The following is a 23,757-nucleotide window of genomic DNA, read 5'->3' on the forward strand; positions in this document are numbered from 1 at the left end:
GTTATCCGATCAGTCATCTCCGCTTTCTTCACCTGTCGCGATCTTCAGGGCCGGGCGATCTCCACGAGGCAGGGCGCCCGGTATGAGTTTTTTCGCTGCCGGAAGCTTCCTGCGTCGACGCGCAGGCGCTTCAGCCGCCTTGTGCATGCTGCTGCTTCTCGTGCTCTGCGCTCTTGCAGCCCCGCTTTATGCAAGAGCGGTCGGCGTGGACCCTATGGAATCCTCTCTGGCGGGCACGGTGCTTCGTGACGGGATGCGTGTCGATATCATGCAGCCCAATGAGAATCCGCTCCATCTGGGTCTCTCACCCATCGGGCCGTCATGGCGCTGGGGCCCGTATATGCTCGGAGCGGATTCCCAGGGGCGCGATATTGCGGCGCGTCTGCTTTATGGTGCGCGGTCATCGCTTCTGATTGCTTTCTCGGCAGCCTGTCTCTGCCTTGTCATGGCGACTTCATGCGGATTGCTCGCAGGTTATTGTGGCGGCTGGGCGGATATCCTCATTTCCCGTGCGCTCGATATTCTCTGGGCCGTCCCGGTCTATCTCTTTGCCATCAGTCTGAGCGTCGTGACCGTGGGGCATGATCTGTCTTTCGGGCCGTTTCACGTGCAACCGGACAGTCTTGTTCTTCCCATTGCCATTATCGCGCTCATCTACGTGCCTTATGCAGCCAGACCGATCAGAGCGCGCACCAAAAGCCTGTCGAATGCGGGCTTCGTGCTGGCGGCGCGAGGGCTCGGGGCTTCGCCGCTGCGGATCGTCCTGCGTGAGATCCTGCCTCTCCTGGCTGAGACGGTGCTGGTTCTCTCGCCTCTCATCATGGCGCTTTGCCTTCTGGCTGAGTCGGCGCTCTCCTTTCTCAGCCTTGGCGTGCAGGCACCGGCGGCATCGTGGGGAAGCCTCATTCACGACGGTGAGGGGCTGATCTATAGTCGCCCGGTCGTCGCCATCGCGCCGGGTGTGGCGATCATCCTGACCGTCCTGTCTCTCAACGCGCTGGGTGACGCCGCTCAGGCAGAACTCCGAGCGCGAGGCGGTCGATGAAGGCCGTTCTCTCCCGTCTCGGGCAGATGCTGCTGGTGCTGTTCGGTATATCCGTGCTGGTCTTTGCGGTGTTTTTCGCCACACCCGGCTCCGATCCCTCTGCCCGCATCGCTGGGCGAGGGGCAAGCCCTGAAGTGATCGAGCGTGTGCGTCACGCCTATGGCTTCGATCGCCCGCTGCCCGTGCGCTACCTGACGATGATGGACCATCTCTTCATCTCCAGAAACCTGACCTCCTATGTCAATCACGGTCAGAACGTGGTGTCGGAGGTGTTTGCGGCAGCGCCCGTCACGCTCTCTCTCGTGCTCTGGGCGGCCCTGTTCTGGGTCGCGGGCGCGTTGGTGTTCGGCATGATTGGCGCGGCGTTTCACGGCGGGTGGATCGATCGCCTGCTCTCCTTCCTTGCGCTGATCGGCCTGTCGATCCCGGTTTTCTGGCTGGGTGAAATGGTCAATCTGGTCAGCCAGAGCCGTTTTCACGAAAGCTGGCTGTTCGGCTGGGTGCCGCCTCTGGGCTATGTGCCGTTCGCGACGAGCCCGCTGGGGTGGGCGAAAACGCTGATTTTGCCAAGCTTTACGCTCGCCGTCGCATTCATCGGGCTCTATAGCCGCGTGCTGCGTACCGATCTGCTGACGGCCATGCAGGATGATGCGCTTCGGACGGCACGCGCCAAGGGCGTCGGGCCATGGCGTCTGTGGTTCTGCCACGCCCTGCGCCTCTCCGGGCTGAGCGCGCTTTCCCTTTTCGGTCTCGATTTTGCGCAGCTGCTTGGCGGCGGCGCCTTGCTGACCGAGGTGGTTTTCGCCCTGCCGGGCGTCGGGCATCTCACCTATCAGGGACTGAGCACGCTCGATCTGCCCCTGATCATGGCGACGGTGCTTTATGCGGCGTTTTTCGTCGTCATCGCGAATGCCCTGATCGACGGGCTCTATCGCCTGCTCGACCCGCGCATAGGGAAAGGTTCTCATGGCGGATGACACGCTCCTTACCGTGGCCGATCTCCGCCTGCAGCATCGACAGGCGGGCGTTCTGCTCGACGGCGTGTCCCTCACCGTAAAGCGGGGCCAGATACTCGGTGTCGTGGGCGAGTCAGGTTCAGGCAAGAGCCTGACGGGGCTCAGCGTTCTTGGCCTGCAACCTGAAGGACGTCTCAGCGGCACGCTGAAATTCGACGGCGAGGATCTGACCCGCTTCTCCTCTCGCGACTGGCGCCGTTTCCGGGGGCGCCGTGCTGCCATGATCTTTCAGGATCCCATGACGGCTTTTCTGCCCGTGCGCCGCATCGGTCCGCAGATCGTCGAGCAGATAAGGCTGCACACAAAACTCTCACGTCAGGCAGCGAGCGAACGTGTCGTCTCGCTTCTTGGGCGTATGGGTGTGCCGTCACCCGAGCAGACAGCCCGGCGTTTCCCTCATGAACTCTCTGGCGGCCTGCGCCAGCGCGCCATGATCGCCATGGCGCTCTCCTGCGATCCCGAATTGCTGATTGCCGACGAACCCACCACCGCGCTGGATGTGACCGTTCAGGCGCAGATCCTGACCCTCCTCAAGGAAATCGGCGCGCGTGAGGCCAGTGTCATGCTCATCACGCATGATATGGGTGTGGTGGCCCAAAGCTGCACCGATGTGGCTGTGCTTTATGCCGGGGTGGTGATCGAAACCGGCCCGGTTGCCTCGGTGCTTCAGGCGCCGCTTCACCCCTATACCCAGGCGCTGCTCAAGGCCATTCCGCCCATGGACGGCCCAAGGCCCGAGCGCCTTCCCGTTATTGACGGCGCGCCGCCCTCGCCGGAGACTCGCCCTGTGGGCTGCGTCTTTGCGCCCCGATGCCCCCAGATCGCCCCCGCATGTGCCATCCGCCCGATAATGCGGGGGGAGGGCGCCCATCGTGCCGCCTGTGTACTCGTCGCATGAGTGCCCTTCTGCAGGCGCGCAATATCGCCAGAACCTATAAGCTTGGCAGCGGCGCCTCTCTGCGCGCAGTCGATGGCGTCTCGCTCGAACTGGCGCGCGGTGAGACGCTCGCTGTTGTGGGGGAGTCCGGCTGCGGCAAATCGACCCTCGGCCGTCTGCTCATGGGGTTTGACCGCCCCGACCGTGGAGAAATCCTGTTCGACGGTCAGGACATGGCAAAACGCTCTTCGCGCGAACAGCGTGTTCTGCGCAGGCAGATTCAGATGGTGTTTCAGGACTCGGCCTCGGCGTTCAACCCGCGCTGGACCATAGGCAGTGCACTGGCCGAGCCCTTCCGCATTCACAAGCGCCCCTGGTCGCGCCAGAGTCTCGAAGCCCTGCTCGACCGCGTCGGGCTTTCCGGCGCTTTTGTCGACCGCTATCCGGGCGCGCTTTCCGGCGGTCAGCGGCAGAGACTCAATATCGCCCGTGCCATCGCGCTTTCGCCCCGGCTTATCGTCGCCGATGAACCCGTCTCTGCGCTCGATGTCTCGGTTCAGGCGCAGATCGTCAATCTCCTGCGCCAGCTCCAGGCCGATCTCGACCTCGCCTGTCTCTTCATCTCTCATGATCTCGCCGTGGTACGGCAGATCTCCGACCGCATCGCCGTCATGTATCTCGGCGCGATCGTGGAAGAAGGCGAAACCCTCTCTCTGCTCGCCTCACCGTCGCACCCCTATACGCGCGCCCTGGTCGACGCTGTGCCTCAGCCCGGCAAGCCGCTTGGCGCGCCTTTGCAGGGTGACGTGCCAAGCCCGCTTTTCCCGCCGAACGGGTGCCGCTTCCACACGCGCTGTCCTGTCGCCCAGCGGCGCTGTTCAACCGAACGCCCTGAGTTGGAAGCGCGACAGGGCCACCGGCGCGTGGCGTGTCATTTTCCGTTGATGTGAGGGTGATGCCGGGCGCTGCCCCGCCTCCCGGAAAGGAGCGCGCCCCTTTCATTCCCGTAGATGGGGTTCCTGACGGCGTGTGTCTTTGAGGCGGTTGGGGGTGAGGATTTTGTAAAGAAGCGGGGCGCTGCCCCGCCCCCCGGAAAGGGACGCGTCCCTTTCATCCCTTTAAACGGGTTTCCAAAGGGCGACGGCCCTTTGGTAGGGTTCGGGGCAACGCCCCGAGGCAGTCTCAGAACCGCTGCGAAATCCCTGTCAGAATTGTGCGGCGAAGCCCGTATTGCGGCGCGCCGACGCCGATGCCTGACCCGTCGCGGATTTCATAGGTCTTGTCGAACAGGTTCAGCACATCGAGGCGCAATTCGGTGCGCTTGAGGAAGGGCACGCGGAACAGGTCGCGGAAGGACTGGACAAGCGACAGGTTGAAGGTCGCGTAGATCGGCACCGAGCGGCCATTGGGAACCGTACCATCGGCGCGAAGGCCGCTGCCATAGACCATGGAGGCGGAAACGCGGGTCGGGTGGCCCGTGTGATAGAAGAACGAGTAGCTGCCGCCTGCCGAGGCCGTCCAGCGCTGGTCATGATCGAGATGGATCCAGCGATGCTGGATATAGGCCAGATCGTCGGGGTCCATCGTCCATTGGGCGGTGGTGATATCCTTGCCGATAGCGCGCGACCAGGAGGCGTTGCCGTAGAGCGAGAGCGGACCGTGTTCGTAATTGGTCGAAAGCTCGTAGCCATTCACCTGACCGCGACGATAGTTGAAGGCGGAGAGAATGATCGGCGCACCGAACTGGCCTTCATCGATCATGTTCTTGGCGAGCTTCACATAGGCGTCGAATGATGCGTGCCAGCCCGGCAGAAGGGACTGGGTGACCCCGGCGTCGAAATAGTGGTCACGCTCGGCCTTGACCGTGTTGTTCTGCAAGGTCTGGGGTTCGTTGGACGTGCCGACATATTTGCTGAGCGAGGTATTGGCGACCAGCTCGAAAGGCGGGGGCGTAAAATAGCGGGAATAACCGGCATGAAGCACGCCGCCGTGCCAGGCACGCCAGACAATGTTGATGCGCGGGCTCACCTGCTTGGAATGGGTGTATTCATCGACGCCATCGAAGCGCAGGCCGTAATTGATGGTCAGCTCGCGTACCGGTCGCCATTCATCCTGGGCGTAGAGGCCATACATCCAGCCGGTGCGCCCGCTGCCGTCATGCACATTGGTGGTGCTGCCGTCATAGATGGGGGTGCCGTCATCTTCAGCGCCAGTCTGCTGATAGACGATCGAATCCGTTTTCGAGCTGTTGCGCTCGACATAGACCTGATAGCCGAAGCGCACCGTATGTCTGGGCGTGGCCTTCCAGGTTACGTCGGTCTGCGAGCCGGTCGAGAAGACCGAGCGTGCGGCATGCTGGCTGATGCCGTTATAGACCAGATCGCCCAGAGGGTCAGGTGAGTAGCCCAGCGAGGAATAGCGGGTGATGATCGAGCTTTGCAGGCTGACCTTGCCCATGTCCTTTTGCAGCGACAGAATGCCGAAATCGGTGATTTCCTTCTGGCGCTCGTTCAGGCTGGCACTGTCGACACTGCCATAGACCTGTTGCGACAGCGCGGAGTCGAGAAAGCTCGGATTGGCGAACTGGCGCTGCTGTCCCGGATTATTCGGGAGCTGATATTGCGCGTTCGACACGCCTCCGGTGAGGCTGATGCGGGTGTTTTCATCGGCGGTGTACCGCAGATGACCGAGCGCATGATACTGGTTGCTCAGATCATGGATGGCGTTGAAGCTCGGGGTCGGGTTTTCGACACCCACGCGGTTATGCACAAAATCGCCGGTTGCAAAGAAATCCCATTTCCCCGCATGACCGCCATATTGCAGCGACGGGAAGAAATAATCGCGTGCGCCGCCATAGATCGAGGCGTCGCCACCCGGATCGGCACTGCCATTCTTGGTGGTGATATCAATCACGCCAGCCTGCAGAAATCCGTATTCGCTGGGCAGTGCGCCTGTGGTGAGTGAAGCCGAATGGGCAAACCGCGTCATGAGCGCCTGACCGAAAACGCTGAGCCCTTCGGGTAGCTGCACGCCATCGAGACGGAACTGCACCTCGTTATGATCGCCGCGGACATGGATCTGGCCGAAACTGTCCTGCGCGACGCCGGGAGCCTGGAGCAGAAGCGTGTTGAGCGGTGCGTTATCGCCGCCCGGATTGGTCTCGATATCGCGGCGTGTAAAACGATAGGTCGTGGCGCCGGTCGAGGATTGCAGGGCGGAGCGGATCTCGTCGAGGCGCGCATTGACGATGATATGCTCCTCATGCGTGGCCTCGACCGAGGCCGGGGGCGTCTTGTCGCCATCGAAAGAGGTGCGCGACGCCTGATCGGTGGAACGCGCCGCGCCTTGCCCAGTCGTGCTCTGAGACGGCGAGACCGGAGCCTTTTTCGCTTGCGTCGTTTCAGGCAATGGGGTCGAGGCAGGCGTGGTGGTCGTGCCGTTCGTCTGGGCATGGGCGGGCAGGGTGAGTGCCAGAACCGAGCAGGAGAGGAGCAGGCTGGACGACCACAAAGATCGGGGAGACATCATGACAATCCACGGGCTGGGAGCGAAACAGATCGGTCTCGTTCCTATTGTGTATGATATAACATAACAATACTTAGACGCTTCTTCTGCCCATATTGTGTCAGAGCGTGACAAATTGGCGACAGGCTTTGCGCTGTGAAAAGCGTTTTAATCGGGGAGCCTGCGTGACGGTGGGGCGTTCTGCCCTGATCCGTCAAAGCCTCTGCCAAGGTGCCATGCCATGAAACGTCGGTCCTTTCTCTCTGCTGCCTCCTGCGCGCCTCTTCTCGGAATGACAGGTCAGGCGAGAGCCAGCGGCAATGCCGATGACGGCACCAGTTCGTCAGGCGTCTTCGATATCGTGGCCGAATTTACCGGCCCCGGTCCGTCCGGTGTTGCGGTGCTGCCGAATGGCCGTCTTTTTGTTGGTTTTCCCCGTCATGCCGAGAATCATTCAGGGGCAACGCTGGCGGAAGTGAAGGACGGCAAGATCATTCCCTATCCTTCCGCAGAAGTAAGCCTCCCCTCAAATCGCGCTCCGGCGGACAGGTTGATGTCAGTGCATGGGCTCGCGCTCGACAGCCAGAACCGGCTTTGGCTCATCGATGACGGCAAGCTGGCCAAGCACGATATTCCCGAAGGGGCGGCAAAGATCATCTGCATCGATCCGGCCACGGACAAGATCGTGCATCGCATCGTGCTCAAGGCTCCTGCGATGCGTCCCGACAGCCACATGAATGACCTGCGCGTGGCCATGTCCGTGGGCGAGAAGGGGACGGTATTCGTAACGGATTCATCCTTTGGCACGGAGCCTGCGCTTGTGGTGGCCGATATTGCCACTGGTGAAGCGCGACGGGTGCTGGCGCATCATCCTTCCACCCAGGCGGTGGAGGGCTTCATGGCGATCGTCGAGGGAGAGCCAAGGCGCTATACTCCGCATCATCCGCAGATGGTTTCAGGCGGGGCAGACGGTATCGCCCTGCCCAGCGATGAATCGCGGCTCTATTATTCGCCCCTCACCAGCCGTCGTCTTTACAGCCTGCCGACCAAGGCGCTTGCAGACAAGGCTCTCGATGATCAGGCCCTCGGGGCGCTGGTGCGTGATGAAGGTGAAAAAGGTACGGCAGACGGGCTCTGCTTCGACCGGCATGATCGTCTTTATACGACCAATTACGAGCATGACTGCATCCTGCGCCGGGACCCGGATGGGTCGTTTGCTATGGCGGTGAGGGATTCACGAATTCTATCGCCCGACGGTATCTGCGCCACGAAGGACTGGATCTATTGCACCCTCGGTCAGTGGAACCGTCTGCCTTCATTCAACGAGGGCCAGAACCGCCGTAGGCCGCCATATTTGCTGATACGTTTCCCGGTCGAACCGCTCACGCCGCTTGCCGCGGCACCCCAGGCGCCCCGGTAGTAGACAGGCAGGCGCAAGGCCTCCGGCATCGCCGGGGGAGACGCGTCACGTCGCTCATACCGGACACATGAAAGGTGAGCAGGGACGCAGAGAAAGGGTGTAGGGAGGAAGAGGGCAGGACGCAGGACTGACAATGACGGCTCTGGCAGTATTTCTGACAGTCTGGGCCTTTATGGCCGTATCGCGCGGGACGCCGACAGGGTGTTTTCTGCACCGTCTGATGGTGGCCATGCCGGCTGCGGCGCTTAACGGTATCAACCGTCTGCACATCGTTATTGCGGTTACTGCCATTGGTCTTTGTGCGGTGCTCGTGTGGTACGGACGAGGCGATGGCATACGGATTGCGGCCAGCACCCTGCCAGACGCCGCCATCTGGCTCACGACATTTGAGGTCAGCACCTATCTGGACGTCGTGATGATGCTTGTTACCGCCTCGGCCCTGACGCGGTTCCAACATTTTCGGTTGTTTCTGGCAAACGTGCGAGCGCGTCCTCTGCCGCGATTGAGGAGCGGGCGAAAACATTCTCGCGACTACAGGCAGGATCAGTCTCACCTCTCTTCGGTGCATGACGACCAGCGTGAACCGAAGAGCTGTATTCGGAAAACCGACCGTTAGCGCCCGGGGGGCAGCACGAATGATCGGTCATTTGCCAGCGAAAGAGCCCCGAGGCTGACCGTCAGTCGAGAAAGAGCCTTGAAACGAGAAAGGGTCGGATCGCATCACGATCCGACCCTTCGCAAAAGCCTGTCGGCGCTATCAGGAAGCTGATGGCGTCTCGCTCTGTTCGTTGGTGTGGTGATCGACCACGCCGGGCAGAAACTGGGCCAGAGCCGGAAGCAGGGCACCAGCGGGCAGGCCCGTCTTGGAGACCAGCATCTGAACCTGCTCATCCGTCAGCAGGGCGCGGAGTTCGTCTGCGGAGATCGGCAGATTCTCGCCCGAGCCGATCCATGAGCGCACCTTGTCTTCCAGGCCGGCCTTGCGGGCCTGATCGAGAAGCATCTGCAGACCCTGTTCGCTGGTAAGATACTCGCCAATGCTGCCGCCGAGCTTTTCCTTGAGCTTGTCACCCATGGACCCGAGGGCAGAATTGATCATCGAACCGAAAAAACCGCTCAAACCTTGTCTCCCGTTTGGGCGCCAACCCGAAAAATCAGGCCGAGCGCCGTGTTTCCTTGTCCATCTGCGGCATCTCGATATCGATTTCGAGAACGGAACAGCCATCGAGGCCGCCATCGAGCTTGACCTGAACCTTGTCCTGATCGACCGTCACATGGCGCTTGATCACTTCAAGGATCTCGCGATGTAACTGGCTGATCAGTTCGGAGTTGCCATTTCCCGAGCGCTCATGCGCGAGCAGGATCTGCAAGCGGTCACGTGCGACAGCACTGGTGTTGCGTTTGGTAAAAAGACCGAACAGGCTCATGCGACCCTCTTCTTGAACAGCCAGTCGAGCAACCCCTTGCGCTCAATCGGGATCTGGATTTCGAGCTTCTCGCCCTGCAGACGGCGGGCCGCGTCGAAATAGGCGCGCGCCGGGGCGGATTCGGGGTTCGAGAGCGTAACGGGCGAGCCGACATTCGAAGCGCGCAGGACTTCCTCGCTCTCCGGCACGATGCCGAGCAGCGGGATGGAGAGAATCTCCAGTACGTCTTCGGTATTCAGCATCTCGCCCCTGGCGGCACGAGACGGGTCATAACGGGTCATAAGCAGGTGTTTTTCCACCTTCTCGCCGTTCTTGGCCTTTTCGGTCGTGCTGTCGAGCATGCCGATGATGCGATCGCTGTCGCGCACCGAGCTGACTTCAGGGTTGGTCACCACCACGGCAATATCGGCGTGATACATGGCCATCTGCGCACCGCGCTCGATGCCAGCCGGGCTGTCGCAGACAATCCAGTCGAATTTCTCGCGCAACTCGGCGATCACCTGTGCGACGCCCTCGGCGGTCAGCGCATCCTTGTCGCGGGTCTGCGAGGCGGGAAGAATGGAGAGCGTCTCGCAACGCTTGTCGCGGATCAGCGCCTGCGACAGCTTGGCGTCGCCCTGAACGACATTGATGAAGTCGAACACGACGCGACGTTCGGCACCCATCACCAGATCCAGATTTCGCAGACCGACATCGAAATCGATGACGACGACATTCTGTCCCGACTGGGCCAGGGCGGCACCAAGTGCTGCTGTCGTGGTCGTCTTTCCGACCCCGCCCTTACCGGAAGTGACTACCAGCACCTTAGCCATGTGCGCTCCACCAAACTCAAACGGTAACAACCGCAATCCCGATGGTGCGGCGTTGCAATCTTAATGAGGAAAGGGTTTGCGCCGCAATCTCTTGCACGCAAATAGTTCCGCTCAGGGAAGTTTTGTTACGGTAACACGGTCTTCGGCGAGCAGCGCCTGGGCCGGCTGATCATGAATCGCTGCATCCATTTCTTCGGCAATCATGTAAAAACCGTCTATTGCCAGCAATTCGGCCTGCATGCGGGCAGCGAAAATACGCGCATTCGGCTGGCCGCCCACGCCGGCGATGGCGCGTCCGCGCAGCGCGCCATAGACATGGATCGACCCGCCAGCGACCAGCTCGGCCCCCGAGGCGACCGAGCCGATGACGACGATATCGCCCTCCAGATGCATGATGCTCTGCCCCGAGCGTATGGCGCGGTCCAGTATCAGGGTTTCTGCGCGCTGGGCCGCCATTTCGACCGGCGCTGACGTTTCGCCTTCTGCTTCGGGAAACTCGACGGCACCACTGGCGCGTCCCCCTTCGAGGGACGCGGGCCAGTCCCATTCGGAGAGGGCTGTCCAGCTGCGATCTGCGCCCTCGATCCCGATCATGTGAATGCTGCGCTCATTCAGCGCCGCCTGAAGCGTTTCGAGCCCTTCGGCATCCTGCGCCACAAGGCCGAGATCGAGAATGACGGGGCGACCGGCGAAAAAACCGACCGAGCGGGCGATCTGGTTGTCGAGCCCCTCCAGCCAAGCGTCGAGCGGTGCCTCGGGAGACAGAACGAGCGCCAGAAAGGAGCGCCCGCGCGCCCGGATGCGCATCGGCGCTCTGGCGGGGGCGGGATCGAGATCGGCGCTTGTCGTCTGGTCTGTCATCGTCTGGAAACGCTCTGGGGGCTCATGAACGGGAATTCGGTCGGTCTGGCTATGCAGCTCTCTTGCTTCGCCACGGGGCAGACGCTTAAGAATGCAGGATGCGCATTCTGTACCATCTGCCGCTCTCGCCGCAAAGCCGTCAGGTCAGGCTTGTTCTCGCTGAGAAACGGTTACCCTACGAACCCAAGACCGAAAAAATCTGGGAAAACCGCCCGGAATATCTCGCGCTCAACCCCGCGGGTGATGTGCCGCTGCTCGTCGAAGAGAACGGGCTGTCGATTCCCAATGCCTGGGTGATCTGCGAATATCTCGAAGAGGCCTATCCCGATGCTCCGCTCATGGGGCGCACTCTGGCCGAGCGTGTCGAGGTACGTCGTCTCATGGCATGGTTCGAGGGCAAGTTCGGCCATGAGGTCTCGCGCAATCTTCTGGGTGAGAAGGTCGACAAGCGTCTGGCCGGGCGGGGTAATCCCGATGGTACGGCCTTGCGCGCGGGCTATGCCAATATGCGCTTTCACCTCGATTATATCGGCTGGCTGGCAGAAACGCGCTCATGGCTTGCAGGCAACATGCTGTCGATTGCCGATTTTGCGGCGGCGGCGCATCTCTCCTGCCTCGATTTCATAGGCGATATCGACTGGTCCAAGGCGCCTGCCGCCAAGGACTGGTATGCCCGCATGAAATCCCGCCCCAGCTTTCGATCGCTGCTCAACGACCGTGTGAACGGGTTCAACCCGCCTGCGCATTACGCCGATCTGGATTTCTGAATGACCAAGATTTTCGATGCCATCGTTCTCGGGGCCGGTGCTGCCGGGCTGATGGCGGCTGCCACGGCGCGCAGGGGCGGAGCGTCCGTGCTCGTGCTCGATCATTCGGCAGAAGCCGGGCGCAAGATCCTGATTTCGGGCGGCGGGCGCTGCAATTTCACCAATCTCGGCGCGAAGGCCGATAATTTCCTCTCGGCCAACCGCCACTTCATGCGCTCGGCGCTGGCGGGCTATACGCCGCGCGATTTTCTGGCTCTGGTAGAGCGGCACGGTATTGCGTGGGAAGAAAAAGCCGAAGGGCAGCTCTTCTGCGCCAATTCGGCCCGCGAGATCGTCTCGTTGCTCCTGCGTGAGGCCGAAGGGTGCGAGATGCGCTTCAATACAGCCATCCGCAATGTGACCAGAGGCGATGTGTTTCACGTCCAGACCGATGCGGGTGAATTCAGCGCCCGCAACGTCGTGCTTGCCACGGGTGGCTTGTCCATACCCAAGCTGGGGGCCAGCGATCTGTCGCTGCGTCTTGCGCGTCAGTTCGGCTTGTCCGTCGTGCCGACCGTGCCGGGCCTCGTGCCGCTGACACTCGAGACACCTTTGCCAGAACTGGCCGGGGTGTCGCTGCCGGTGCGTGCCAGCATGGGCAAGATCGGGTTTGCCGACGGGATGGTCTTCACCCATCGTGGCATTTCCGGCCCTGCCATCTTGCAGATTTCCTCCTATCAGGACGGCCCGCTCGATGCGCCGCTGATCGACATGCTGCCGGGTCAGGATGCGAAGGAGGCGCTCGGGGCCATCAAGAAGGCACGGCCGCGCGCCGAACCACCGTCGCTTTTGCAGGATCTGCCCCAGCGTCTGGCGCGTCATATTGCCGAGAACACGCTCTCCGACCTGACCTGCACGCTGGCCAATCTGCCGGACAAGCGTATTGCGTCTGTGGCGGCGCAAATCTCCGCCTGGAAGCCAAGGCTGTCGGGCACTGAAGGTTATGCCAAGGCCGAGGTGATGAAGGGCGGCATCGACACGCGTATGCTGTCTTCCAAGACCATGGAAGCGCGTGACGTGCCGGGATTGTTCGCTATCGGCGAGGCGGTGGATGTAACGGGCTGGCTTGGCGGGTATAATTTCCAGTGGGCATGGTCGAGCGGTGTTGCGGCAGGCAAGGCGATTGCCGGGAGGCACTGAGCGTCTGACACCTCGGGTTTTCGAACCGCTCCTGTCCTGATACGTCTTGAGCCCACGCTCATTCAAAGGCCGCCGCAACGCGGCCTCGTCTCAGGAGGTCGATTTCATGACTCTTTGCGTGGCCATTCTCGCAACCGATGGTGTCGAGGAATGCGAACTCGTCCAACCGCGTCAGGCGCTCGAGAGTGCCGGTATCAGGACCCTGCTCGTTTCTCCCGTGAAGAGCGAGATCCAGGCGATGGAGGGCGACGTCACGCCTGTGTCGCGTCACAAGGTCGATGCGACGATCGGCGCTGCCGCCGATATGGAGCTGGCCGGTATCGTCCTGCCGGGTGGTACCACCAATCCCGACAAACTGCGCATCGACGAGGCGGCGATCGCCTTTCTTCGTGGTTTCGTGGCTGAGGGCAAGCCGATCGCCAGCATCTGTCATGGTGCCTGGACATTGATCGAAGCCGGTGGCGTCAAGGGGCGCAGCCTCACCTCATGGCCCTCACTTCAGACCGACCTGCTCAATGCAGGCGCAAACTGGATGGATCGTGAGGTCGTGATCGACGGCAATCTGGTGAGTTCGCGTTGCCCTGACGACCTGCCCGCTTTCTGCGCGGCGGTAGTGGCGCAATATCGTGACAAAACTGCCTGAAAACCGCCTTCATTCTCGGTCGTTCTTCGCAACGAAGAGGTCCGAACCGATCCGAGCGGTCGGATGCCGGACCCCAAGCAGAAAAGGGATTATCATGACGTCTTCGACATCGTTTCGCTGTTCCGCCCGCCTTCTAGGCGGTCTGGCCGGGTTGATGCTGCTCGCTGCCTGCGAAGGCACCGCAGCGCCTGGCCCGACGCCGCCAGGTATGCAGGTGGTGGGCTATGGATACACTTGCAAGGCGGGCATCTATACCTGCAAGATGCCGACGCAGGTGCCGCTCGGCAATCCGTGCTCCTGCCCCGGTATCGGTGCCGCTTCCTACGGAAACATCCACCAGCCCTGACAATCGCTGCTGATGGCGTTGTTCTGACGACGTTCGACTGAAGGGGAGGGCGTCGCGAAACGCCTTTCGCTATTCCTATTTTGTTCTTATAGAGAGGGCAGAATACGGAGCCCGAATTGTCGCAGGATTTCTTCAGTTTTTTCCCCTGGCTCGTGTCCGTTCTGGCACTGGCCGTAGCGGTCTTTCTCTGGTCACGCCTGTCGCGGCGCGGGACGGATCGCGATCTCCTTTCGCGCATCTATGTGCTGCTGGAGCGTGAGGCAGCAGAGCGCGGCGCCGATCTCGATTTTCAGCGCAAGGCGCTGGTCGAGACCGAGCGTGCGCTGGGCGCACGGCTTGACCAGCAGCGCATCGATACGAGCGACCGTCTGGCGAATCTGAGCCATCGTCTGGGTCAGGAACTGGCCGAAACGAGGCTCGCCCAGTCGGAAATGCTGCGCGACATGATGCGCGAAAATGCCGAGCAGCTCGCCCAGATCAAGGCCTCGGTCAGCGAGCAGCTTCACGTCACTGTCGAAAAACAGATGCAGACCTCTTTTCAGCGCGTGGTTGAACAGTTTTCTGCCATGCAGAAAGCCATTGGCGAGGTCTCTGCCGTGACGGCGCAGATCGGCGATCTCAAAAGGCTGTTCGGCAACGTCAAAACCCGTGGCGGCTGGGGTGAGGCGCAGCTGCGCGCCATTCTCGACGATATTCTGCCTGCTGGGTCGTATGACAGCAATTTCCGCGTGGGCGACAGCACCGAGGCAGTGGAATTCGCGCTGCGTATGCCCGTGCGCAGTGCCGTGCCGCCGCGTCTTGCCATAGACAGCAAATTCCCTACCGAGGCCTATGAGCGCCTGCTCGATGCGGTCGACCGTACCGATCAGGCGGCCGAGCGCATTGCCCGACGTGCGCTGGATAATGCCGTGCGGCTGGAGGCGCGCAAGATCAGTGAAAAATACATCCAGCCGCCGATTACGGTCGAATTTGCCGTGCTCTATCTGCCGACAGACGGGCTCTATATGGAAGTGGCGCGTATTCCGGGGCTGATCGACGAGATCGGTCGGCTGCATCGTGTAATCATCATGGGTCCGTCTCTCATGCCGGCGCTGCTGCGCACCGTTCATCTCGGATATGTGACTTTGGCGCTCGAAGAGCGCACCGATGCCATCGCGCGCCTGCTCGGGCTGACGCGGCAGGAAATGCTGCGCATGGATGGCGTACTTGAAAAACTCTCGCGTGGCGCTGGTGCCATGAGCAATACCATCGACGAAGCCAGAAGACGCACACGCGTTCTGGGGAGAAAACTGCGCGGTCTTGACGGGCAGGCGCCGGGCGACGACCTTGAAACACTTGAAGAGCTTTAAGCCGAATTTACTATCGAAGCAGCAAGGGTTTGGGCAGAGATGACAGCATGACACCGGATCAGAGCCTCTCTTTTGCCCCGCCTGAGGTGCCTGCCAAGGCCCGCCTGTTATTTGTCGAGGATGACGATACCCTTGCCCGTGAAGTGGTCGAGGAGCTTTCGGCACGCGGCTTTGCCGTGTCCCATGTCTCGACCGGCCAGGCGGGGCTCGAAGCGGCCATCAGCGAGTCCTACGATCTCATGGTGCTCGATCGCATGCTGCCGCTGCTCGACGGGCTCTCCGTGATCGAAAAATTGCGCAGCCAGAATGTTCAGTCTCCGGTTCTGGTGCTTTCAGCGCTCTCTGCCGTCGATGACCGCGTGACGGGTCTCAAGGCGGGGGGCGACGATTACCTGACCAAGCCTTTCGCCATGGATGAACTCGTGGCCCGTATCGAGGCGCTTTTGCGCCGTCCGAACGATACGCGTGCGACCACTTTGCGCGTCGGTCCGCTCGATATGGATCTGATCGATCGCACCGTCATGCGCGAGGGGCGCGAGATCGAGTTGCTGCCGCGCGAATTCCGTCTGCTCGAATATCTGATGCGCCGCCCCAATCAGGTTCTGACACGCACCATGCTGCTTGAAGATGTCTGGAATTATCGCTTCATTCCCCAGACCAATCTGGTGGATGTGCATATCGGCAAGCTGAGACGCAAGGTCGATGGTACAGGCGAAACACCCCTGATCCATAGCATCAGAGGATCGGGGTTCATGCTGCGTGTCGCTCTCTGAAAATTCCCGCTTCGGTATTTTTCGCACGGCGACGTTCCGGCTGACACTGGCGTTTGTCGCCGCGATCATCTGCGGCATGGTGCTGCAATTCGTGCTGCTTTTCGTGCAGATGACGCATTTCGAGGCCGAGCGCTCGAGCGGTATCCTGCATCGCGAAGCCGATGTGCTGGTGCAGGAAACGCCGGAGCGGCTCGAATATCAGGTCCGTGAGCGTGCCTCCAACGAGCTGCGCGTCGTCATCAACTGGGTCGGGCTTTTCGACGGGCATTACCGTCATATCGCAGGCGATCTGAAGAGCTGGCCCGAGGGGCTGGTCGTCGATGGCAAGGTGCATCGCCTCACGCTTTCGCCGACCGATGACGCCCCCTATGAAATGCGGTTTCTCGCGGTCAGGGTGCCGGGCGGGCGCGTTCTGGTGCTGGCTCATTCGCTGCATCTGCTTTCCGAACTGCGCTACATGATCCGTCGCGGGGCGCTGCTCTCTGTCTTCCCCGTTGTGATGTTCGCGCTTCTGACCGGCGTGGTGCTCAGTCACCGTGCTCTGGCGCGTGTGAAAATCATGCATGAAGCCATAGATCGAATCATGCAGGGCGACGTGCATGAGCGTCTGCCCGCAGCGCGTGAGCGTGACGAGTTGGAGCGTCTGGCGGGGTCGGTCAATCGCATGCTCGACCGTCTCGAACATCTCATGGATGAGATACGCGATGTGGGTAACGACATCGCTCATGATCTGCGCACGCCGCTCTCAAGAGTAAGGGCGCGGCTCGAGCGGGCAACATCGAGCCCCCATGACGCCGATTATCTGAACTCGGTCATCGAGCGGGCAACGCTTGACCTCGACCAGTGTTTTTCGGTGATCACCGCGTTGCTGCGTATCGGTGAAATCGAGAATGGGCGCCGTCGCGCGGGCTTCGCTCAGGTCAATCTGGGCGATCTGGTGGCCGATATCGTCGATCTTTACGAGCCGATCGCCGAGACCAACGGTCTTATCTTCATCAATGCGGTCGCGCAGGAAAAGGCGGGCGCCTGCGCTGAAGCCATGACGACTTTTGGCGATCGTGATCTGCTGGTCGAGGTTCTGGCCAATCTTTTCGACAACGCCATGAAATTCACCCCCACCGGGGGGCGCGTGACCATCTCTGCGGTGTCTGGCCCCGGCGTGATCAGGCTGCGTGTGGCCGATACCGGCATCGGCATTCCCGAGGCGGAACGTGAAGCAGTTCTGGGGCGTTTCTATCGCTCGGATAAAAGCCGTCACGTTCCTGGTAGCGGACTCGGACTCAGTCTGGTCATGGCCATTCTCAGGCTGCACGGCGTCGATCTTGCGATTGCCGATGGCGATGGACCGGCCGAGGCGCCGGGATGTGCTTTCGAGATGGTTTTCCAGCTTTCGGTTGCGCCCGAAAGCGTTTGAACGTGGGGTTTTGTCTGGCCGGCGGATTCAGAGTGGCTGTTGTGACAGAGAGATGAAAGGTCGTTCCAGATCGGAACTTAAAAGGAAATTTCCTTGTCGCCTCCGGGCGTATTTGTATTTCTGGACGTAACAGGAAAAGGAATGTCCTTGATGATATCGGGAAACGGATGGGGATTCCTCATGCCGGTCTATCAGCGCAGGCATCGGGCAGGTAGCGGGTCGCACCACGGGACATCTGCATGAATCAGGTTGTCATCACCGCGCTGAAGCGGCCCTATACCTTCGTCGTCCTGTCCATTTTCATCGTGATTTTCGGCGTTCGCTCGGTCATCAAGACGCCGACAGACGTTTTCCCGAATATCAACATTCCGGTTGTCGCGATTGTCTGGTCCTATCTCGGGCTCATGCCTGAGGACATGTCGGGGCGTGTCGTCTATTATTACGAACGCACCCTGACCACGACGGTCAATAATATCGAGCATATCGAGAGCGGCTCCTATTACGGTCGCGGTATCGTCAAGGTCTATTTCCAGCCCGGCACCGATACGTCCGTTGCCCAGACGCAGATCACCTCCGTTTCCCAGACCGTGATCAAGCAGCTTCCGACGGGGGCCACGCCACCGCTGATTCTGGCCTATAACGCCTCGTCGGTGCCGGTGCTGACGCTGCAGATCAACTCGGACAAGCTGAACGGTTCCGAGCTGTACAACATGGCCTCGAATCTCATCAGGCCGCAGCTCATTTCCGTGCCGGGCGTGTCGATTCCTAACCCTTATGGCGGTCTTGCGCCTTACATCACGGTCGATATCGATCCCGCCAAGCTGATGGCGCATAATCTTTCTGCGGTGGATGTCAGCACGGCGCTCAACAAGCAGAATATCGTATTGCCTGCGGGCGATCAGCGTGTCGGACCGTTCGATTACATGGTGCGCACCAACGCCCAGCCGCGTGAGGTCGAGACCTTCAACAACCTGCCGATTAAACAGGTGGGCAATGCCGTGGTCTATTTGCGCGACGTTGCCTATGTGCATCGCGGCGGACCGCCACAGGCCAATATGGTGCTCGTGAAGGGGCGTCAGGCCGTCATGATGGTCATCATGAAGAGCGGCGACGCCTCGACGCTGGACGTGGTTGCGGGCGTCAAGAAATTGCTGCCCCAGGTCATCGATACCCTGCCCAAGGGCACGAGCATCAAGATCCTGACCGATGCCTCGGGCTTTGTGAAAGACTCGGTCGAAGACGTCGTTCGCGAAATGATCATCGCGGCCCTCCTGACCTCTCTCGCCGTTCTGCTCTTCCTTGGGTCGTGGCGCTCGACGCTGATTGTCGCGACCTCCATCCCCCTTGCCATTCTCTGCTCGGTCATCGGGCTGAGCCTTGCCGGGCAATCGATCAACGTCATGACGCTCGGCGGTCTTGCGCTCGCGGTCGGTATTCTCGTCGATGACGCGACCGTCATGATCGAAAATATCGATGCCCATCTCGAAATGGGCAAGGATCTGGAAATGGCCATCATCGATGCGGCCAACCAGATCGTCGTGCCGACTTTCGTCTCGACCACCTGTATCTGTATCGTCTGGCTGCCGCTCTTTGAGCTGACGGGCGTTGCGGGCTGGCTTTTCATGCCCATGGCCGAAGCCATCATCTTCGCCATGATCGCGTCGTTCATTCTGTCACGAACGCTGGTCCCGACCATGGCCAACTGGATGCTTCCCGCCCAGGTGGCGGCGCATGAACGCGGCGATGATGGCAGGGAGCCCGGATTTTTCGGTCGCTTCCAGCGCGGCTTCGAGCGCCGGTTCACCCGTTTCCGCGAGCGCTACAAGATCGTGCTGGCTGGGCTGATCGAAGAACGCGCGAAATTCGTGCCGTTCTTCATGGCGATTTCGATTGCATCGAGCGGGCTCTATTTCTTCGTTGGGCAGGATTTCTTTCCCGAAATCAAATCCGGCACGCTGCAATTGCATATGCGCGCGCCGATCGGCACGCGGCTGGAAGAATCGGGCAAGATTTCAGTGCTGATCGAAAAGAAGATGCATGAAGTCCTGCCGGGCCAGATCGACGCGGTGCTCAATAATTGCGGTCTGCCCTTCTCTCAGCTCAACCAGGCCTTCATCCCGACGCCAACTGTCGGCACGGAAGATTGCGACATCACGGTTTCGCTCAAGAACGATGAGAGCCCGATCGCGGAATATCGCCGCAAGATACGTGCGGCTCTGATCGAAGCCTTCCCCGGCACCCAGATCACGTTCCAGCCTGCCGATCTGACGGCGAAAATCCTGAATTTCGGCCTTCCTGCGCCGCTCGACGTACAGGTGGTCGGGCGCGATCTCTACGGCAACTTCGCCTTTGCCAAGAAACTGCGCCGCAAGCTTGCCGCCATTCCGGGCATCACGGACGTGTCGATCCAGCAGCCCATGACGCAGCCGACACTCAGTATCAATGCCAAGCGCAGCTTCGCTCTCGGTACGGGTATTACAGAGCAGGATATCGCGCAGAATGCGCTGGTCGCGCTGTCGGGCTCTGCCCAGGTGGGGCAGGTCTATTATCTGAATGCGTCGGGCGTGGCGCAGCTTATCGATGTGCAGACGCCCGCTAATTATCTCCAGACGCTCAACGACCTGAAAACCCTGCCGATCGATCGTGGCGACGGCAATCCGACCAATGTCCAGCCTCAGCTTCTCGGGGCACTGTCCGATATCGAGCAGACAGGTACGCCTGCTGAAGTTGCGCATTACAACATCATGCCGGTCTTCGATATCTACGCCTCGAACGAGGATCTCGATCTGGGTACGGTGGCGCGCTCGGTGCAGCGTGTGGCGGATTCGATGAGGTCGGAGCTGCCGCGTGGCTCGCATCTTGTCGTGCGCGGTCAGGCCGTCACGATGACAGATGCCTATTCGCAGCTGATCGTCGGTCTCGCGATGTCGATTACGCTGGTCTATCTGATCATCGTCGTGAATTTTCAGTCCTGGCTCGATCCGTTCGTGATCATCACGGCTCTGCCCGGTGCGCTGGGCGGTATCGCCTGGAGCCTGTTTCTTACCCACACCTCGCTCTCGGTGCCTGCGCTCACCGGCGCCATCATGTGCATGGGTACGGCCACGGCCAACGCCATTCTGGTTGTATCGTTTGCGCGTGAGCGAATGGAGATTCATGGCGATGCGCTTAAAGCTGCTCTCGAAGCGGGCTATGAGCGTATCCGCCCCGTGCTGATGACGGCACTCGCCATGATTATCGGCATGGTGCCGATGTCCATGAGCAATTCCGATAACGCCCCGATCGGCAAGGCCGTCATCGGTGGCCTGATTGTAGCGACCGCAGCGACGCTCCTGTTCGTCCCCTGTGTCTTTGCCATCGTCCATTACAGAAAGCCGCGCGAACGCGGAGATGAGGGAGCCCACGCATGACCCAGCACCAAAATCCCGGTGCCGAGCCGAACCGCAAGCGGGGCCGCCTTGTCATCCTCATCGTGCTGGGTGTTGCCCTGCTCATCGCCGCCTGGGGCATTCTCGGGCGCTCTATGCACTACAGCAGCCTCGAGCAGGAGGCCGATGACAATGCCCGTGCCCGCGTCAGTCTGATCAACCCGCAGCCCGGCCCAGCCGTGCGTCACCTGGATCTGCCAGCCAATCTGGCCGCCTGGTATCAGGCGCCGATCTACGCGCAGGTCTCTGGCTATGTGAAGATGTGGTACAAGGATTACGGCGCCCATGTGAAATCGGGCGATCTTCTGGCCGAGATCAGCACCCCGAGCCTGGATGCGCAGTACGAGGCCGCCAAGGCGAACTACAATGTCGTGCTTGCCCGCTACAAGCTGGCAGTGATCACGGCCAAGCGCTGGGCCGATCTGCGCGATACGCAGGCCGTGTCGCGACAGGAAGTCGATGTGCAGGCGGCCAATGCTGCCGCTCAGAAGGCTCAGGTCGATCAGGCCCAGCATGAGGTCGAGCGTTTCGAGGCGCTGGAAAACTTCAAGCGCATTGTCGCACCCTTCGATGGCATCGTGACGTCGCGCCTCGTGAACGTGGGCGATTATGTGAATGCGGGCGGCGGCGACCTCAATGCACGCGGCAGCGCGTCAGAGCTGTTCACGGTTGCTGACACCCATCGCATGCGCGTGTTCGTCTCGGTGCCGCAGGATTATGCGGCGGTCATTTCCGACAAGCTGGCGGCCAATCTGACCCTGCCGCAGTTCCCGGGGCGGGTATACAAGGCGAGCTTCCTCGCAACAGCGCAGGCTTTCAGCCCCGCAACGCGCACCGTGACGACCGAGCTCGAACTGGGTAACGAGGACGGCACGCTCTGGCCCGATTCCTACGCGACGGCGCATTTCACCGCGCCGGGCGAACCCGGCGTGCTGATCGTGCCGGTCAATGCGCTTATCTTCCGTGCGCAGGGCACGCAGCTTGCAACAATCGTCGATAATCGTGTTCATCTGATCGACGTAAAAACCGGCATCAATTACGGCATGACCATCCAGATTCTGGGCGGTATCGAGGCGAAGGACCAGATCGTGGCCAACCCGACGGCCGATATGCTCGAAGGAGATGAGGTCAAGGTGGTCGGTGCGACGCGGGGCTATAACGATGTGACGGCGGCACCGCGCAAGAACGTTGCGCCTGCACCCAAATCCGTCTCACCCGAAGACGATGACGGTGGCAACGAAAACGGGGCGCGTCGATGAGAGTGGGTTTCAAGCGCCGTGCCTTGCGCGGCGGGGTTGCCGGCGCGGTTCTGAGCCTGTCGCTTCTTTCGGGCTGCGATCTCGCGCCGAAATATGAGGCCCCGAAATTCATCTATCCCAATGGCTGGGGTGGCAAGGGCGTTCTGGTAGATGGCAGACCCGCCGATGACGTGCCGAAGGGCAAATGGTGGGAAGTCTTCCACGATCCCCAGCTCAATGCGCTCGAAGAGAAGATGCTGGCCTCGAACCCCGATCTTCAGGCCCAGGCGGAAATCTTCACCCAGTCGCGCGACATCGCCCGAGAGACACAGGCCCAGCTCGCCCCGCAGCTCAACGGTTCGGCAGGCATGTCTAACAACAAGACGTCGCTGACCCGTCTGTGGCGTGGCGCCAACGCGAACTCTCCCACAACCGAATCCAGCGTCTTCTACAGCGGCGCCGCGACCTGGGAGCCTGACTTCTTCAGCCGTATCCGCAACGCGACGCGTATGCAGAAGAACATGGCGCAGGCAAGTGCGGCCGATTACGCCAATCTCCGTCTGATGCTCGAGGCCGAACTGGCCTCGAACTATCTCGGCCTGCGCGGGCTCGACGCGCAATACGCGGTTTATGACGATTCGATCCGCTACTATCAGACGGCCGTAAAAATCACCCGGTTGCGTCAGGCCGGGGCTATCGCCGCAGGGCTTGATGTCTCGCGCGCCGAAAACCAGCTTTTTGCCACCATGGCGTCGCAGAGCAATGTGCGCGCGCAGCGTCAGGTGATGGAACACGCCATTGCCGTCATGGTGAACACGGTGCCGGGCAGCTTTCATATCGCGCCGTCTACGGTTCAGGTGCTGCCTTATACGATCCTGCGCATTCCGTCGGGCTTCCCGTCGCAATTGCTGGAGCGTCGCCCCGATATTGCCTCGGCAGAACGCAATCTCGCTGCCAATAGCCGCGCCATCGGCGTGGCGCGGGCTGCCTTTTATCCCGATGTCACCTTCAGCCTGAACGGTGGCTTCATGAATAACGGCTTCGATCTGGCGAGTCTTGGCAACTCGATGTGGAGCTATGGGGTGCAGGCGGTCGAGCCGCTCTTTACCGGTGGTCTGCGCCGCGCCGCCCTTCAGCGTGCCTGGTCGCAATATCGCGAAAGCGCCGATCACTACCGCTCGACCGTGCTCTCGGCCTTTCAGGATGTCGAGGATGGCATCTCGCAGACCCAGGCCTTTGCCGATCAGCAGAAGCAGCAGATGGCGGCGGTCGACGCCGCCTTGCGTACGCAGCGCATGACCATGGCGCTCTATACGGGTGGTTTGACCAATTATCTCGATGTGGTCGTGGCGCAGCAGGCAGCGCTCGTGGCGCGCATCGACGCGGTACAGGCGCAGACCATCCAGGTTCAGGCCAGCGTGCGCCTCATCAAGGCCCTTGGCGGTGGCTGGGATCGCTCTGCTTTGCCTGCGGTCAAGGACATCAACCCCTTCGGCATCCTGCAATATGACGGGCTGCACCACCCGCGTCCGGCGGGCGATGTCGATACGCGAACAGCCCCGGCCGATCAGGATCTGAGCGGCGTATCGTCCCCGAATCCTCCGATGAAAGACTTGACAGCCGCTCCCTCGGGGCGTTAAGGGGCCGCTCCAATTCGG

At 60.9% G+C, this 23,757-nt stretch carries 21 protein-coding genes; 16 read left to right on the forward strand and 5 right to left on the reverse strand.

Annotated elements, in window-relative coordinates; all coding sequences use genetic code 11:
• The first annotated feature begins 82 nt into the window (after positions 1-82).
• From ABHV46_RS12575 to ABHV46_RS12590, 4 genes are read left to right on the forward strand one after another with little or no spacing between them, the layout of a single operon-like run.
• On the forward strand, positions 83-1,045 hold the full coding sequence (locus ABHV46_RS12575) for an ABC transporter permease (protein WP_438381738.1): 963 nt from the start codon (positions 83-85) through the stop codon (positions 1,043-1,045).
• Positions 1,042-2,022 carry an ABC transporter permease gene (locus ABHV46_RS12580; protein WP_438381739.1) on the forward strand — a complete coding sequence of 327 codons (981 nt, stop codon included), beginning with the start codon at positions 1,042-1,044 and terminating at the stop codon, positions 2,020-2,022. Before ABHV46_RS12575 ends, ABHV46_RS12580 begins: the two co-directional genes overlap by 4 nt.
• On the forward strand, positions 2,012-2,959 hold the full coding sequence (locus ABHV46_RS12585) for an ABC transporter ATP-binding protein (protein ID WP_438381740.1): 948 nt from the start codon (positions 2,012-2,014) through the stop codon (positions 2,957-2,959). Before ABHV46_RS12580 ends, ABHV46_RS12585 begins: the two co-directional genes overlap by 11 nt.
• The gene (locus ABHV46_RS12590; protein WP_438381741.1) at positions 2,956-3,888 is read left to right on the forward strand and encodes an ABC transporter ATP-binding protein; all 933 of its coding nucleotides are present in this window, start codon (positions 2,956-2,958) and stop codon (positions 3,886-3,888) included. Before ABHV46_RS12585 ends, ABHV46_RS12590 begins: the two co-directional genes overlap by 4 nt.
• A 232-nt stretch (positions 3,889-4,120) precedes the next feature.
• Here ABHV46_RS12590 and ABHV46_RS12595 read toward each other — a convergent pair whose 3' ends face one another.
• Positions 4,121-6,466: a TonB-dependent receptor gene (locus tag ABHV46_RS12595; protein ID WP_438381742.1), complete on the reverse strand. Its 2,346-nt coding sequence runs from the start codon at positions 6,464-6,466 to the stop codon at positions 4,121-4,123.
• A gap of 217 nt (positions 6,467-6,683) precedes the next feature.
• On the opposite strand from ABHV46_RS12595, the gene ABHV46_RS12600 reads away from it, so the two are divergent.
• Positions 6,684-7,862: an SMP-30/gluconolactonase/LRE family protein gene (locus ABHV46_RS12600; RefSeq protein ID WP_438381744.1), complete on the forward strand. Its 1,179-nt coding sequence runs from the start codon at positions 6,684-6,686 to the stop codon at positions 7,860-7,862.
• A 133-nt stretch (positions 7,863-7,995) separates the two neighbouring features.
• Entirely contained in the window at positions 7,996-8,478 is a 483-nt protein-coding gene (locus ABHV46_RS12605; protein ID WP_438381745.1) for a hypothetical protein, read from the forward strand.
• Positions 8,479-8,619: 141 nt separating this feature from the next.
• Here ABHV46_RS12605 and ABHV46_RS12610 read toward each other — a convergent pair whose 3' ends face one another.
• The 4 genes from ABHV46_RS12610 to minC form a co-directional block, all read right to left on the reverse strand.
• Complete coding sequence (locus tag ABHV46_RS12610) at positions 8,620-8,982, reverse strand: YidB family protein (RefSeq protein WP_336946673.1); 363 nt, start codon at positions 8,980-8,982, stop codon at positions 8,620-8,622.
• Between the two features lie 34 nt (positions 8,983-9,016).
• Positions 9,017-9,289, reverse strand: a complete 273-nt coding sequence (gene minE, locus ABHV46_RS12615) for a cell division topological specificity factor MinE (protein WP_438381746.1) — start codon at positions 9,287-9,289, stop codon at positions 9,017-9,019.
• A complete protein-coding gene (gene minD / locus ABHV46_RS12620; RefSeq protein WP_336946672.1) occupies positions 9,286-10,101 on the reverse strand; it encodes a septum site-determining protein MinD in 816 nt (271 codons plus the stop codon). The genes minE and minD overlap by 4 nt, the downstream gene beginning before the upstream one ends.
• 111 nt (positions 10,102-10,212) lie before the next feature.
• Positions 10,213-10,962 (reverse strand): septum site-determining protein MinC, encoded by a 750-nt coding sequence (minC, locus tag ABHV46_RS12625; protein ID WP_438381747.1) that lies wholly within the window; start codon positions 10,960-10,962, stop codon positions 10,213-10,215.
• A 98-nt stretch (positions 10,963-11,060) separates the two neighbouring features.
• On the opposite strand from minC, the gene fzlA reads away from it, so the two are divergent.
• From fzlA to ABHV46_RS12675, 10 genes are all read left to right on the forward strand, one after another.
• Positions 11,061-11,729 carry an FtsZ-binding protein FzlA gene (gene fzlA / locus ABHV46_RS12630; protein ID WP_336946670.1) on the forward strand — a complete coding sequence of 223 codons (669 nt, stop codon included), beginning with the start codon at positions 11,061-11,063 and terminating at the stop codon, positions 11,727-11,729.
• Entirely contained in the window at positions 11,730-12,908 is a 1,179-nt protein-coding gene (locus ABHV46_RS12635; RefSeq protein WP_438381749.1) for an NAD(P)/FAD-dependent oxidoreductase, read from the forward strand.
• 106 nt (positions 12,909-13,014) lie between these two features.
• The gene (locus ABHV46_RS12640; protein ID WP_438381750.1) at positions 13,015-13,551 is read left to right on the forward strand and encodes a type 1 glutamine amidotransferase domain-containing protein; all 537 of its coding nucleotides are present in this window, start codon (positions 13,015-13,017) and stop codon (positions 13,549-13,551) included.
• A 94-nt stretch (positions 13,552-13,645) separates the two neighbouring features.
• A complete protein-coding gene (locus ABHV46_RS12645) occupies positions 13,646-13,897 on the forward strand; it encodes a hypothetical protein (protein WP_438381751.1) in 252 nt (83 codons plus the stop codon).
• 116 nt (positions 13,898-14,013) lie between these two features.
• A complete protein-coding gene (locus ABHV46_RS12650; RefSeq protein WP_438381752.1) occupies positions 14,014-15,246 on the forward strand; it encodes a DNA recombination protein RmuC in 1,233 nt (410 codons plus the stop codon).
• 47 nt (positions 15,247-15,293) lie between these two features.
• A complete protein-coding gene (locus ABHV46_RS12655; protein ID WP_336946666.1) occupies positions 15,294-16,019 on the forward strand; it encodes a response regulator transcription factor in 726 nt (241 codons plus the stop codon).
• A complete protein-coding gene (locus ABHV46_RS12660) occupies positions 16,006-17,433 on the forward strand; it encodes a sensor histidine kinase (protein ID WP_336946664.1) in 1,428 nt (475 codons plus the stop codon). Before ABHV46_RS12655 ends, ABHV46_RS12660 begins: the two co-directional genes overlap by 14 nt.
• Before the next feature lie 239 nt (positions 17,434-17,672).
• Complete coding sequence (locus tag ABHV46_RS12665) at positions 17,673-20,843, forward strand: efflux RND transporter permease subunit (RefSeq protein WP_438381753.1); 3,171 nt, start codon at positions 17,673-17,675, stop codon at positions 20,841-20,843.
• Positions 20,840-22,120 (forward strand): efflux RND transporter periplasmic adaptor subunit, encoded by a 1,281-nt coding sequence (locus ABHV46_RS12670; protein ID WP_336946662.1) that lies wholly within the window; start codon positions 20,840-20,842, stop codon positions 22,118-22,120. The genes ABHV46_RS12665 and ABHV46_RS12670 overlap by 4 nt, the downstream gene beginning before the upstream one ends.
• A complete protein-coding gene (locus ABHV46_RS12675) occupies positions 22,117-23,739 on the forward strand; it encodes an efflux transporter outer membrane subunit (protein WP_438381754.1) in 1,623 nt (540 codons plus the stop codon). Before ABHV46_RS12670 ends, ABHV46_RS12675 begins: the two co-directional genes overlap by 4 nt.
• Positions 23,740-23,757 lie beyond the last annotated feature (18 nt).

The organism is Asaia sp. BMEF1 (genome assembly GCF_051628905.1).
Lineage (GTDB): Bacteria > Pseudomonadota > Alphaproteobacteria > Acetobacterales > Acetobacteraceae > Asaia.